Source organism: Marinobacter sp. C7 (assembly GCF_022343555.1).
In the GTDB taxonomy this organism is placed as follows: Bacteria; Pseudomonadota; Gammaproteobacteria; order Pseudomonadales; family Oleiphilaceae; genus Marinobacter.
Genome location: NZ_JAKQZH010000002.1, coordinates 189,043 through 203,262, shown reverse-complemented (window position 1 = coordinate 203,262; position 14,220 = coordinate 189,043). Strand labels below are relative to the sequence as shown.

General features: G+C 57.4%; 12 protein-coding genes and 1 riboswitch. Of the genes, 9 read left to right on the top strand and 3 right to left on the bottom strand.

Features of this window, described 5'->3' with window-relative positions:
* Positions 1-12 precede the first annotated feature (12 nt).
* Positions 13-732: a DUF3047 domain-containing protein gene (locus tag MD273_RS10875; RefSeq protein ID WP_239037819.1), complete on the bottom strand. Its 720-nt coding sequence runs from the start codon at positions 730-732 to the stop codon at positions 13-15.
* 79 nt (positions 733-811) lie between these two features.
* Positions 812-1,031: riboswitch (cobalamin riboswitch) on the top strand.
* A 134-nt stretch (positions 1,032-1,165) separates the two neighbouring features.
* On the opposite strand from MD273_RS10875, the gene MD273_RS10870 reads away from it, so the two are divergent.
* Both MD273_RS10870 and MD273_RS10865 read left to right on the top strand, forming a co-directional pair.
* Complete coding sequence (locus MD273_RS10870) at positions 1,166-3,928, top strand: ribonucleoside-diphosphate reductase subunit alpha (protein WP_239037818.1); 2,763 nt, start codon at positions 1,166-1,168, stop codon at positions 3,926-3,928.
* A 30-nt stretch (positions 3,929-3,958) separates the two neighbouring features.
* A complete protein-coding gene (locus tag MD273_RS10865) occupies positions 3,959-5,017 on the top strand; it encodes a ribonucleotide-diphosphate reductase subunit beta (RefSeq protein ID WP_239037817.1) in 1,059 nt (352 codons plus the stop codon).
* 18 nt (positions 5,018-5,035) lie between these two features.
* Here MD273_RS10865 and MD273_RS10860 read toward each other — a convergent pair whose 3' ends face one another.
* Positions 5,036-7,621, bottom strand: a complete 2,586-nt coding sequence (locus MD273_RS10860) for an EAL domain-containing protein (protein WP_239037816.1) — start codon at positions 7,619-7,621, stop codon at positions 5,036-5,038.
* Positions 7,622-7,745: 124 nt separating this feature from the next.
* Positions 7,746-8,549, bottom strand: a complete 804-nt coding sequence (locus tag MD273_RS10855) for an enoyl-CoA hydratase-related protein (RefSeq protein ID WP_239037815.1) — start codon at positions 8,547-8,549, stop codon at positions 7,746-7,748.
* A 53-nt stretch (positions 8,550-8,602) separates the two neighbouring features.
* On the opposite strand from MD273_RS10855, the gene MD273_RS10850 reads away from it, so the two are divergent.
* The 7 genes from MD273_RS10850 (at position 8,603) to MD273_RS10820 (ending at position 14,064) form a co-directional block, all read left to right on the top strand.
* Positions 8,603-9,376 (top strand): CLCA_X family protein, encoded by a 774-nt coding sequence (locus MD273_RS10850; RefSeq protein ID WP_239037814.1) that lies wholly within the window; start codon positions 8,603-8,605, stop codon positions 9,374-9,376.
* 305 nt (positions 9,377-9,681) lie between these two features.
* Positions 9,682-9,951 (top strand): hypothetical protein, encoded by a 270-nt coding sequence (locus tag MD273_RS10845; protein ID WP_239037813.1) that lies wholly within the window; start codon positions 9,682-9,684, stop codon positions 9,949-9,951.
* Positions 9,952-10,105: 154 nt separating this feature from the next.
* On the top strand, positions 10,106-10,843 hold the full coding sequence (locus tag MD273_RS10840; protein WP_239037812.1) for a Cthe_2314 family HEPN domain-containing protein: 738 nt from the start codon (positions 10,106-10,108) through the stop codon (positions 10,841-10,843).
* 811 nt (positions 10,844-11,654) lie between these two features.
* Complete coding sequence (locus MD273_RS10835; protein WP_239037811.1) at positions 11,655-12,074, top strand: hypothetical protein; 420 nt, start codon at positions 11,655-11,657, stop codon at positions 12,072-12,074.
* An 82-nt stretch (positions 12,075-12,156) separates the two neighbouring features.
* A complete protein-coding gene (locus MD273_RS10830) occupies positions 12,157-12,486 on the top strand; it encodes an SMI1/KNR4 family protein (RefSeq protein WP_239037810.1) in 330 nt (109 codons plus the stop codon).
* 27 nt (positions 12,487-12,513) lie between these two features.
* On the top strand, positions 12,514-13,254 hold the full coding sequence (locus tag MD273_RS10825; RefSeq protein ID WP_239037809.1) for an SMI1/KNR4 family protein: 741 nt from the start codon (positions 12,514-12,516) through the stop codon (positions 13,252-13,254).
* An 87-nt stretch (positions 13,255-13,341) separates the two neighbouring features.
* Positions 13,342-14,064 carry a hypothetical protein gene (locus tag MD273_RS10820; protein WP_239037808.1) on the top strand — a complete coding sequence of 241 codons (723 nt, stop codon included), beginning with the start codon at positions 13,342-13,344 and terminating at the stop codon, positions 14,062-14,064.
* Positions 14,065-14,220 lie beyond the last annotated feature (156 nt).

Here is a 14,220-nt window from a genome sequence, read left to right as displayed (position 1 = left end):
CCGCCGATCCGGTCAGGGCGTGAGCGTGAGGTCCCGGTACCAGGCGGTGGCCTGCTCACCGGTGTTATCCGAATCGGACATGATGGCGATGCCGACGATCGGTGGTGGTGGCTCGCCGAAGGCCTGGCGATAGTCCGCCACAATGTCACGCTCCACCCGCACCCACTGTCCAACCCGATCGGTGCCGGAGGCAACTGCCACCATCATGGTCTTGTCCGTGTAGGGATTGGCCACGAACTCACCCTCGGGCAACCGGTTGGCCCAGATGTAATTCAGGGCATTACCGGGCAGTGTCTCGCCGAACAACACCTCCACCGCCTTGCGTTTGGCGCGTTCGAAGAAGCCGGCCCGCTCCGGCTGGAATTCAAAGGCGACGTAGATCCGGGCAGGGTAGTCGTCGCCGGACTTCTCCCGGGCGTTGCCACCCTCGAATACATTGGATACTTTCCATTCCCAGGTCAGGTTCAGACTGCCGCCGGGCTCGAGCTTGAGTCGGGTAATGAGACCCGAGGCGCCTCCGTTCGTGGTCGCCCTGACCACCTGTTGGCCATCCTCCGTTACGAGTTCATACCGGGTGTGTTGCTTGATCTTGGGGAACTGCAATGGTTCCCAGCCTTCGTCCAGCGACTGGATCCGGGAGAAATGCGGCAGCGGGTTGTCACTGGCCAGGACCTGAGCGGTCAACGCCGCAGACAGTGTGATGCCGGCCAGCCAGTACCAGCGATCGTTCATGGCAATCCCCTTTTCATGGCGTATCAACGAAGACAGGGCGTTGTCGGAAAAGTGCCTTGTCCCGATTCCTTTACGTGTATATAGTGTCTGAATCCTTGGTCAACTACCAGATGTTGTGATCATTCTCTGATCACCTCCGGTAGTCGGGAATCCGGTGAGAGTCCGGAACTGACGCGCAGCGGTATTGGGGAACGAGCGTGGCACGATGACACTGGCAGCCGCCGGGAAGTCGCCACGCAAGGCCGGATCAGATGATCCACGCCCCTGAGTCCGAAGACCTGCCAGGGATCAGAAGCCGGCAAACACCGGTTTCTGGACTGCACCTTCGCGACTCAGGGTGAGCAGACCGGTCCCCGTTGCCTGTCCTCCAGGCAAAGTGTGCCCCTGCATTCGCGAAGGTGAAATGGAACCAACGCGACTTCAGGAGAGCACCATGACTGCCACCGCCTTCGCCGAACCATCGGCGGCTTCCACCGATACCGAATCCCTTCAGGTGATTAAACGCAACGGCACCCTGGTCGGATTCAATCCGGCCAAAATCAGTGTCGCCGTGACCAAGGCTTTCCTTGCCGTGGAAGGCGACAAGGCTGCCGGCTCCGCCCGTATCAACGACGCCGTTCACCGGGTGACCGAACAGGTAATCCAGGCCATCAGCCGCCGCCTGAAAGCCGGTGGCAAGGTCCATATCGAAGACATCCAGGACCAGGTGGAGCTGGCCCTGATGCGGGCCGAGGAACAGAAAGTGGCCCGGGCCTACGTGCTGTACCGGGAAGAGCATGCCCGCAAGCGCGCGGTTGAAGAGCCCATGGAGGCGCACCCGCATCTGACCGTGAAAAAGGCGGACGGCAGCATCGCCCCGCTGGACCTGGGCCTGATGAAGCTGCAGGTGGAACAGGCCGCCACCGGCCTCGAGGGCATTGACGGCCAATCCCTGGTAGACGACGCCCTGCGCAACCTGTACGACGGCATCGAAGAGACCGAAGTGCTCTCCGCGCTGGTCATGACCGCCCGCAGCCGGATCGAGCAGGAGCCGGACTACAGCGCCGTCACCGCCCGCCTGCTGCTGGAGCAGCTGCGCCTCGAGGCTGCCGAGGCCCTGGACCTGCCCCGGAATCAGCCCCTGGCGGAGGTTTATCCACAGGCCCTGAGTGCGTTCATCCACGCCGGAATTCGTTACGAACTGCTGGACGAAGCGCTGGCCGCGTTTGATCTGGATCGCCTAGGCGAGGCCCTGAAACCCGAGCGCGATCACCAGTTCGGCTTCCTCGGCCTGCAGACCCTGTACGACCGCTATTTCCTGCACTGGGACAAGGCCCGGCTGGAACTGCCCCAGGTGTTTTTCATGCGCGTGGCCATGGGCCTGGCCCTGCGGGAAGACGACCCCAACGCCCGGGCCATCGAGTTCTACGAGCTGCTCTCCAGCTTCGACTACATGGCCAGCACGCCGACCCTGTTCAACTCCGGCACCCGACATTCCCAGCTGTCCTCCTGCTACCTGACCACCGTGCAGGACGATCTTGAGAGCATCTACGGCGCCATCCGCGACAACGCCATGCTCTCCAAGTGGGCCGGCGGCCTGGGCAACGACTGGACGCCGGTGCGGGCGCTGGGCTCCCACATCAAGGGCACCAATGGCCAGAGCCAGGGTGTGGTGCCGTTCCTGAAAGTGGTGAACGACACCGCCGTCGCGGTAAACCAGGGTGGCAAGCGCAAGGGCGCGGTCTGTGCCTACCTGGAAAGCTGGCACCTGGACATCGAGGAATTCCTGGAGCTGCGCAAGAACACCGGTGACGAGCGCCGCCGCACCCACGACATGAACACCGCCAACTGGGTGCCGGACCTGCTGATCGAACGCATGCGTGAGGACCGGGACTGGACCCTGTTCTCCCCCAGCGACGTACCGGATCTGCACGACCTGTACGGCAACGCCTTCCGGGAGCGCTACGAGCATTACGAAGCGCTGGCGGAGCAAGGCAGGATCAAGCTGGCGAAGAAAATTCCGGCCAAACAGCTGTGGCGCAAGATGCTGACCGTGCTGTTCGAGACCGGCCATCCCTGGATCACCTTCAAGGACCCCTGCAACCTGCGTTCGCCCCAGCAGCACCAGGGCGTGGTTCACAGCTCCAACCTGTGCACCGAGATCACCCTGAACACCCGCGAGGATGAGATTGCGGTATGCAACCTGGGTTCGGTGAACCTGGCGGCCCACATTGTCGCCGGCGAGCTGGATGTCCAGCGCCTGGAGCGGACCGTCACCACCGCCGTGCGCATGCTCGATAACGTCATCGACATCAACTACTACGCCGTGCCCCAGGCCCGCAATTCCAACCTCAGGCACCGCCCCGTGGGCCTGGGCCTGATGGGCTTCCAGGATGCCCTCTACCAGCTGGGCCTGCCGTACTCCAGCCCGGAAGCGGTGGAGTTCGCCGATGTTGCCATGGAGCAGCTCAGCTATTTTGCCATCCGCGCCTCTGCCACCCTGGCGGGCGAGCGCGGTGCCTACGAGACCTACGAGGGCTCGCTGTGGCATCAGGGCATCCTGCCGATCGATTCCATCAAGCTGTTGCAGGACAACCGTCGGGAAGGAGATCTGAGCCTCAACACCGACACACGTCTGGACTGGGCCCCGGTACGCGAGCTGATTGCCAGGAACGGCATGCGCAACAGTAATGTCATGGCCATTGCGCCGACGGCCACCATCTCCAACATCGTCGGCGTGTCCCAGTCCATCGAACCGGCGTACCAGAACCTGTTCGTCAAATCGAACCTCTCCGGCGAGTTCACGGTCGTGAATCCCTCCCTGGTGCGCGATCTCAAGGCCGAAGGCCTGTGGGACAACGTCATGGTCAACGACCTCAAGTATTTCGACGGCTCGGTGCAGCAGATCGACCGCATCCCGGCGGAACTGAAAGCCCGCTACGCCACCGCCTTCGAAATCGATGCCCGGTGGCTGGTGGAAGCGGCCGCGCGGCGCCAGAAATGGCTCGACCAGGCCCAGAGCCTGAACCTGTACATGGCCGAACCCAGCGGCCGGAAGCTTGATGCCCTGTACCAGCTGGCCTGGGAGCGGGGGCTCAAGACCACCTACTACCTGCGTTCCCTGGGGGCCACCGGCGCCGAGAAAACCGCCCCGGTCGCCGCGCCGCAACCACAGGTGTGTTCTATCGATGATCCCGACTGTGAAGCCTGTCAGTAACCACTTACTTTATCTTTGGGAGGCATAACCATGCTGGACTGGGACGACGAACCGAAAACCGACTCCGGAACGGCCGCCACCGGCGGCCCGGCACCCGTGAATGTGGACGACAAGCGGGTGATCAACGGCGAGACCGACATCAACCAACTGGCGCCGTTCAAGTACCCCTGGGCCTGGGAGTACTTCATGAACGCCAACAAGAACCACTGGACCCCGCTGGACGTGAACATGGCCCAGGACGTCCACGACTACCACCACCGCCTGAACCCGGCGGAAAAACACGTGTACGAGAACGTGCTGGCGTACCTCACCACCTCCGACATCCTGGCCATGCGCAACATCGGCCTGGCGGTGATGGAAAAGATGAGTGCGCCGGAACTGCAGATCTACCAGGCCCGGCAGGTGTACGAGGAGTCCATGCACACCTGGGCCTACCAGCACTGCATTGAGACCCTGAACCTGGACCAGAGCGAGATCTACAACCGCTACCGGGTGGTGCCGGAAATCCACGGCAAGATCAAAATGGCCAACCGGCGGCTCGACGCCGCCATGCGCCCGGACATGAACCTGCGTAACGCCGACGACCTGCACGAGTTCGTCATGTCCTACCTGTTTTTCGCGGCGGTGTTCGAGGGCGCCTGGTTCTACAACGGCTTCAGCCCCATCTTCGCCCTGCAGCGCCGGGGCCTGATGCGCGGTACCGGCGAGCAGCTGCAGTACATCCTGCGGGACGAAGCCATGCATTTCTCCTTCGGGCTGAAGGTGGTGAACCAGATCCTCGAGGAGGAAAACATCACCCTGGACCCGAAAGCTGTGCGCGAGATGTGGGACGAGTCCGAGGCGGCGGAAACCGCCTACGCCAACTACATCCTGCGCGACCCGATCCTCGGCTACTCCGCCGAGTACCACAGCGAACAGTTCCGTTTCGTGGCCAACCGCCGGGCCCGCACTGTGGGGCTGGAGGAGCCTTTCCCCGGCGCACAGAACGTCTCGCCGTGGCTGGATGAGCAGGCGACCCTGCGCAAGGAGAAGAACTTCTTCGAGACCCGGGTCATCGAGTATCAGACCGGGGCTCAGCTGGAGTGGTAGCGTCGGCGCAGAGGTCGCTTACTCCCCGGGCGCGGTTTCCGACCGCGCCGCCAGCCAGTGCTGGAGTTCCGGCAGTGGCTTGGGAGTGCACAGCCAGTAGCCCTGCAGCAGGTCGCATCCCATGGCGTTGAGGCGCCGGGCGGTGGTGGCGTCTTCCACGCCTTCGCCCACCACCTGGTAGCCCAGGCTTTTGGCCATCTGGATCGAGGTTGCCACGATCACGTCGGCACTTTCGCTGGTGGTCACGTCGTGGACCAGGGAACGGTCCAGCTTGAGTTCGGTGGCGGGTAGCTGCTTGAGGTAAGACAACGACGAATAGCCACTGCCAAAGTCATCGATGGAGATGGTGAGCCCGGTCGCGGCCAGGGCTTCCAGTGCCCTGAGACCCTCGACCGGGTCCTCCATGGCTGCGGTCTCGGTAAGCTCCACCGTCACGGCGTGGGGCTCAAGGGCGTGGCGTTCAAGCGCAGACCGGAACACCTCCGGCAGGCCTTTTGAGGACAGGTCCCGGGCGGAGATGTTGAGCGAGAGCTTCAGGTCCGGGCACTGTGTGCGCAGCGTCTTCAGATCCCGGGTAGCCTGGTTGACCATCCATTCGGTGAGCTGACTGATCACCCCGGTTTCCTCCGCCAGGGTGATGAACTCCGCGGGACTGATCCAGCCCAGCTCGCGGTGACGCCAGCGGATCAGCGCCTCCACCCCGACAATCCGGCCGCTGGCGAGGTGTTCCTTGGGCTGGTAGAAGATCTGGGTCCGGTCTTTGCGCAGCGCGTCCCGCAGCTCCGCCATGAGGGTGAGACGGCTCTCGCTGTAGATGTCGTATTTCCGGGAATAGAGCCCGGTCTCATGCTGGCCATGGGGCGTGATCTCCATGCCCACGTGGGCATTGCGGATGAGCAGGGCGGCTGAATCCCCGTGTTCGGGGTAACTGGCGGCCCCGAACCGGGGGTGCAGATCGATCGCCAGCTGGTCCAGAGGCACGGGCTCCGCCAGCACTTTCAGGGCCTGGTCCAGGGCCTTGAAGTCACCGCCGGCCCTGCCGGCGTCGATCAGCAGGCCGAAGGTGTCCCCGGACAACTGGTACACCCGCTCCTCCCGGCCATGATCATCGACGATGCTCTGGACAATCGGCAGTCCGCCGGCCAGTTGCTCCATCTGATCGGCCGTGCGTTTGAGCAGGCGTTCGCTCCGGTTCAGGCCGAGGGTCCGGTTGATTTCATCGAGTCGGGTTATCCGCGCGACCCCGACCATATAGCGGCCGTCCGGATTCTTCTTCAGCTGTTGATCCACCATCCATTCGAACCGGTTGCGGTTGGGCAGACCGGTCACCGGATCGTGGGTCAGCGCCTCGGTGAGTTGATCCCTGGCCTCGCTGCGGGCCTGGGCTTCGCGCAGGCTGTCGGCCTGGGCACGGATTTTCTGCTCGCGCTCCCGGTACAGGCGATCGGCCAGCGCCAGCGTGAGAATGAAGGCCTCCAGGCCGGAGCCGATCTGCATGGCGTACTCGGTCCAGAAATTGACCGGCAGAAAACCGAGGGAGCGCCCGGCCGTGGCAAAGACCCCAATGGTCAGTGGTGTCCAGGCCACCGTAAAGAAGGCGCCCGCCCGGAGACCGGCCGACCAGGTGATGGGGCCGGCCACCAGCAGCAGGGAGAAGAAGATCAGGGCGGAAAACGCCGAGAGCAGGACGGCGGCGTTATAGCTGAGCATCAGCGCGGCCACGAAGTTCAACACCTCGAATGCCCCCATGGCGATCAGTGCCTTGTCCAGCCGCGGGCTGTGGGACTTCACTCGCAGAAACTCCCGGCAGAACAGCACCGAGAACAGCGCCAGGATGGGCATGGACACCAGCAGTGCCCGGGCGTGGAACCCCGGTGCCTGTGGATAGAAATGCTGGAAGCTGAAGCCCTTGATGGAGGCGAAGAACAGCAGGTAACCGAAAATCGCCAGGGCATAGAACAGGTACAGCTTCTCCCGTAGGGTCAGGAACACCGCCAGGTTGATGAGGATGATGACGGTCAGGGCCCCGTAGTAGAAGAAATGCAGCTTCTGTTCGTTGGCGGCGGCCTCGAAGAAGTTGTGCTCACGCCACAGGTGTAACGGCAGGATCATCGAGCCGGCGGTCTGTACCCGCACGTACACTGTGTCACGTTCATCCGGTGCCAGCGTGAGGCGCAGCAGCATGTTCGGGTGGTCCACATCGCGGGGATAGAACGGGCGGGCATCGCCGGTCTTGAGCTGGCGGCGCAGGTCATCTCCGGAAAAGACGTGGAACACCACGTCGTCGAGCTGGGAGTAGCCGAGTTCGGCGATCAGGTTGAGGTGTTCCCGTGACCGGTTATGTACGGCAAACCGTATCCAGTAGGCCGAGTCGGTGATGCCGAAGGTCGTGCTGCCCTCGGCAATCCGCTCCCAGTGGTCGTCGGGGAGTGCACGCACGTGATCGATGCCGGCCTCACCCGCAGGGTCCTCCCAGTATTGGAACCGGGCCGGAATCGGAGAATCCGGGGTAATCTCGATCGGATTGGGGGCGGCCAGGGCCGTGCAGCAAAGACACGTCAACCAGAGCCCGACCAGGATTCGCAACGAATGGTGTAGATTCACGGACAGCTAACCCCGCTCTCGGCCATACGGCATCGTTTTTGTGTTCCCGCACGGTTCAGTCTACCGCCCCCATCGCGTGGCGACACGGGCCTGGTCGTCATTTCATGTAGCCGAATGTGTCAAATCAGCGTTTGGCCATGGCCTCCAGCATCCGGTTCACCGCGTCCAGGTGTTCCGGCTCGTTGTGGCTCATGCCCTGGAAACAGGCGCAGATGTCCAGGAAGTCCTTCAGCTCCGTGCGCTGGGCCATCTTCATCAGGCGCTTGGTCAGGCGGGTGGCTTTGGGCGGCTGGCTGGCCATCTTGCTCGCCATCTTCATGGTGGCCGGCATGAGCTCATCGGCCGGCACCACATCCAGAACGAGGCCCAGCTCCTTCGCCTCGGTGGCATCCACAATCCGGCCGGTCAGCGTGAGCTCGAAGGCTCGCTGGTAACCGATCAGCCGCTGCATGAACCAGGCGCCGCCGTCGCCGGGAATGATCCCCAGGTTCAGGAAGGTTTCACCGAATTTGGCCGATTCCGCGGCAATGCGGATATCCGCCATGTTGGCCAGATCAAACCCCGCGCCGATGGCCGGCCCGTTCACCGCCGCGATCACCGGCACCTCCACCGCCTGCATCGCCAGCGGAATCCGCTGGATACCCTTGCGATACCGCTCGGCGCACTCCGCCGGATCGCCCGCGAAATCGCCGCTGCGGTTGGCCATATCCCGGATATTGCCCCCGGCGCTGAAGGCCGAGCCGGCTCCTGTAATCACCAGCACCGAGACGTCCTCACAGTGGTTGACCCATTCCGCCGTGGTGACAATGTCATCGATCAGGTCGGAACCGGTAAGGGCGTTGCGCAGGTCGTGCCGGTTCAGGGTCAGCACCGCGACGCGGTTTTCCAGGGTGAGCAGGGCGTCGGACAGCTGGGGCAGTTGGGTCATCATGGATTCCTTGTTCGGTAGATTCAGGGCGATTGTCTCCCTATGATTGGCCCATGCCAAGAACCTTCTACCGCCGAGGCCCCGATCACCGGGGCGATACTGCCGTCACCTTCCTGGACGTTCGCCGCCGTTTCCAGTTCCGCATTGTCGAGATCGGGCGCTGGGTGACCGAACCGGAAAAGCAGCGCAGCGCCGGACTCTTCTACGACGCCCTGTGCGACCTGATGACCATCCTCGGCGGCACCGAAACCCTCATCTCCCTGCGCGGCACCCTGGCGCTGCAGTATGGCATCGGTGGCTGGCCCGGCGTCTCCGCCCACTACAGCCCCGCCACCCGCAGCTTGGCGTTGGCCAAGAACGCCGGCCCGGGCAGCATCGCCCACGAGTGGTTCCACGCCTTCGACCACTACATCGCCGACAAGATATTCACAGGCCCCGGCAAAGGCGAGTTCGCCTCCAAACTCTGGCTTACCCGTGAGGATGCCATCGCCCACCCGCTGAACGACCGCCTGCAAGCCTGTTATCGGGCGGTGCTGCTAAACGACACCGGCGATGAGCCAAGTGACCTGTTCCGTCAGTCTGCCAAGGCCGACAAGGCCGCCGGCGTGCACTATTACAGCCAGCCCGAAGAACTCTGCGCCCGTGCTTTCGAAGCCTTCGTGCAGGATGCCGACTGCAAAAATGCGTTCCTGGTCCAGGGCACCCGCGAGTCCGAAGAGGCAAAACTTGGGCTTTATCCACAGGGTGAGCACCGTGACCGCATCAATCACGCCTTCCGGGATTATTTCTACAACCTTGGCCGCGCCCTGCAGCGCGCAGACCAGTGAGAGCCGGAGTTATACGAACGCGTTCGCAAAACTCCGAAAGTTGCATGAGAAATCCCTGTATCTATCTGATAGTGTTGAAAAGAGGAAAAAGCACGGGCGGAGTTATACGCCCTTGGCTATGAGCAGGGGTGACTCAGAGGTGGGCGTATAACTCCGGCGTAGCCGTGATGGAAGGCTCATAAGGTTTTGTTTTTACGGAAAATCGGGAGCTGTTCCTGAGTGCTTTTAAATGGAGTTTTACGAACGGGTGATATACGAACGCGTTCGTATAATTGGCTGTTATGCATTTCGAATGGATTAAAATCATGAATAAAGACGATGCTGAGAAATTAAGCATATTGTTAATGCAAGTGTCTGGAAAGTTGGACCAAAGTGTACGTTTCGTAATGGACCATGACAGTAAAGAAAACTTTGAAAAGTATCGACAACGAATTGGTAAAGTAATGGGTGAGTTATTTCTGGAAGTTCTTCAACCTCTCTGGAAAGAGCATCCTGAATTACTTCCTGAGGATATGGAAGGACCATATAAGGTAGATAGAGCCATATATGAACCTTATTTTTATAAACCAGAATAATTCACTCAACTTAAAGACGTCGAGGTATGCATAACAATCGGCAGCAGTCGGAAAACCTCCGCTTCGCGGCTTTGTGTATGGGCTTCGCCCATTGTTGCACAAAGCCACTACACTACGGTTTCCGCTGTGCCGGGCGTTATAACTCAGGAAAGTCATGGGTAATTTTCAAAAATTGGAAGAAACTGATTTCTTTTTATCTGTTATCGAAGACGGAAAAGAAGCTTTTTCTGATATTGAAATCGATAGATTGGCAACCGAACTGCCTGAGGATCTTGAATTATCTGAGTACCAATATTACGTCCAAAAGGTCGGCTTTTATTTGGTAAACACAGTTTCTTGGTGTAAACAGCTGGACTTAGCAATCGACCTGTTGTCGAATTTCGATTACTCGAAGAAGAATGCTTCTCGGGCGGATCATCTGATATACAACATTGAAAATTACCTAATTCGCATAAAATCTGTACATGATCGAGTCCTTCAACTTGTAAATGCTGTTTTTCATTTATGTATCAATGAAGAAAAAGTCAATCATGGGATTATAGTCAGTAACTACAAGGTACAGCACCGTCCCGACGTTCATAAGGCGATAAAAGCAATTTCTCGGTACCTTAAAGAACATGAGCAAGCAAGGCATACACTGATTCACCGTCATTCCTTGTTAGATAGAGAGCTCAAAAAGTTTGAATTATTTTATCTTAATGACTTCGAGCACATTGATGATGAGAAGACAGTTAAAGCTTATAAATATGTTCGTACTGAGAGCCTTAAGCGGTACCTCTCAGAGAAAAAGTCTGAATTTAGTAATATTAATAACCAGCTCTATAATCTTGTCGATAATTTATTTGGCTGCCTTAAGCAGGAATATCAAAAGCAGAAGAAAATTGTAGAATGAATGTTATAACAAATGCGTCAACGGGACCGCTTTGTTCCGCTGCCGCTCCACAAACCGGCCCGTTACGCCAGCGTTAAAAGTCTTGAAGGAGTCCGTAGCATGAAAGGGGTAGCCGCATACATCGAGAGGGATGGTGAGAAGGCGAGACTCACGTTCGACGATATTGAGACTGATGCGTCCGCGGAACCAACGACTTGGAGCAAGATGGCGCTGTATACGTGCAATGCATATCCGTCCGGTGATCTAGATTCTATGTCATTGTCCAAAGAACAATACGCGGAGATCGGTGAAAATCTCGTTCTCCGATTACTGGCCACCAATGGCAGGCTGAAGTAGTCAACTTTTAACAAGCGCGTGTACCGGGACTGGTTTTTCACTGGCGCTACAAACCAGCCCGTAACGCGGGCGTTAGATTGTCATCGGACAGAAATGCGTATAGCCGCTAGCATTATAGGTGCTACCACATTACCTCCACTGATAGTGATTTTATTATCAGTAGCAACTACTGCATCAGGGACTGAGCTCGATCTTCATGTTCTTTCAGTAGTTTCCACACTAGGGGGCATCGTTGCCTTATGGCAACTGCCAATGGGAATCAGACCACGTGGCCTAGTGTTGTTGGTTTATAGCCCATTAATGCTTGTTGCTATTGCTTATTTTAGCTTATGGCTTTGGTGCAGGATGTACGGGGTATGCATATAAAATCTAACAAGGCCATTAAGGTTGTTCCGGGCCGAAGGCCCTCCACCGGACGCCCTTTTCAGGGCGCCGCTTATGGCTGGCGTTAATTTCTAAAGGAGTAGAACCCAACATGGAAGCACGGGAAGTATCTAACCAGAAAGATATCGACTCGAAGCGCCCGGGTGGTGTAGCACTCGCTGCAATTTGGTTGATGATTTCATCAGGTGCTAGCTTTGTAAGTGTGTTGATGAGTGGCAATTTTTCGGGGTTGTCCATTGCTCTGTTGGCTTTTTCCGTAATTGCTTTCTTAACATCATTCGCGGTTATAGCCCTCAAGAAATGGGCCTACTGGGTATTCTTAATTCTTGTTGCTCTCCTCGGACTCAACAACTTATCTGATGTCATGCTTTGGGGTTTAGGTGTGGCGCCCGATCAAGAGTTTCAGATCTCTTTCATCACCTCAGTCATAATTCCGGTAGCGATTACCGTATATTTCTTCACCCAACCTGTAAGGCAGGCTTTCGGAGTTGACGAAGGTGCATCAAATTAACAAGGCGCATCAGTACGCGGCCGATGGCCGCCGGACGCCACTGACGTGGCGCCGCTGTGCTCAGCGTTAAGGCAAAAGAATCTTGAATCAGATCTACGGGAAGGTATTTAAAGCAACGGATGGCACTGAATATGGTGTGCTTCGAAAAGCCAGCGGGCCATACCCTGATGATGTTCCCAAAGCAGATTTGATTGCAGAAGATGAGTGCGGCAATTTTTTCCTCAAGTCGGCAGCAGGAGTCTCCTTTTGGGATCATGAAACAGGGCAGGCTTCAATCATTGCCGAATCGATGGAGGAATTTGTCGATTGCTGTGTTGCGCCATCGGAAGTGGAATTAGAACGAGGCAAAGTCAAATCGGCTTGGATCGATCCAGAGTTTGCCAAAGAATTCGGAATTGACCCTGAGCCTTAACAAGGCAGTCAACCGGACGCCAAAAGCGTGCCGCTTTTGGTTCCCTTCGCTGGCGCTCTGGCGCCGGTTACCTCAGCGTTAACGATCATGATTAGACTTCTCGGCATAATCCTCTTCGGGCTATTACTGATGGCATGCAACCCTGCTGACAACTCTTACTCACTCATAGGTGAAGTCGATTTGAAGAATGCCTCGGATGCAGCGGATATAGCCGAACTTAGAGCGGCCCTTGAAACGATCGAAGGGCATCATCAGGGCAACGAAACGGGAATACAACTGAATCAAGGAGCTAAACCAGAGGATATTGCTCAGCTGGAGAGGGAGCTCCAATGTAAGATTCCGCAGGAGTTGTTGGAAATATGGAAGTGGCACAACGGAGAAAGCACTTCAAATTTTATCTGGTATCACCGTTTCCTTTCAGTTGAGGAAGCTTTAGCAGAGTACCGCGAATTAACAACCCAAGAATGGTCGCTCTGGGAGCCTGATTGGGTTCCAGTTTTTGAGTTCGAGGGCGAATGGTATGGCGTAAAGTGCGATGAAGACCGCAAGATAGCAAGCCCAGTAGTGTTCCATTTCATCGAGGACGAGCCTCATATCGCTTACTTAAATCTAACGCGTTACATGAAAACTATGGCGATAGCTCTGGAACAAGGAGCGTTGTCTTGGGGCGGGATTGCTTGGGAGGAAGATCCTTATCGGTTGGATGATATCTTCTCTGAACTCAACCCAGGGTTGGCTTTTCCGTATTTTGTACCGGAGAAACGTTAACAATCGGGTGCACCGCGACCGATTTTCCGCCGCTTCGCGGCTCCAAACCGGCGCGTGAGTCGGGCGTTAGGCAGTATGGAGTAATTCGTGACGACTGCACTCGATTTAGCTACCAAACTCGGGGATGAGATCGAACAATTTCCACTCGGCCAATGCAGTCCGAGTGATGATCCAGATCTCCAATATGCCTATAGCGCCGGATTTCGGGATATCGCCCGTCGTTTCGTCGGAGCCGTAAAACGTATTGGCGATCCTGACCTTGCCGATCTTGTCGCTTCATTAGATTTGGATGTACCGCCTTATATTGCACACGCCCACGATTTACGAAGTGAGCTATACGTTGTGATCGACGCGTTGTGGGAAGCGAGCAAAGAACCGAACTACGGAGACATCGTCGCAAGCAATTCCGCATTTTTGAATGCCGACTTATTGATGGGCCTGAAAGCCGCCCCGAAAGGTAAATTTGATGCCATCAAGCTCGTCAAAATGTGTGAAGAGCTGAACGATGCATATGCCAGAGGTAACTACATTACGTCTGTACTTTTACTCCGCGCCGTTATGAACCATGTGCCACCGATATTTGAAGTAAAATCGTTTAAAGAGGTGGTTGCCCAGTCAGGTCGCAGCTTGAAATCGGTCCTAGGCCGGCTGGAGGATGAAGCACGACCCATTGCTGATCTCCATACGCACATGACGATCAGAAAATCAGAGCACATCCCGACTAAAAACCAAATCGAACCATATAAGGCAGCGTTCGAAATTTTGATTGCGGAAGTCGTAGCCAGGCTAGAAATAGACCAACATGCCTAACCAATCATTCCAGTTCGTTCTGCACTTCCCCCGGTGATGGTCACCGGTATCTTCTCGACATAGGGATAGGCGTATAGGAACGCCATGATCCCTTCCGGGTAGAAGATGTTCTCAATGCCCTGTGAGCTGCCTCTTCTTACGAGTCTATGTTTTCGT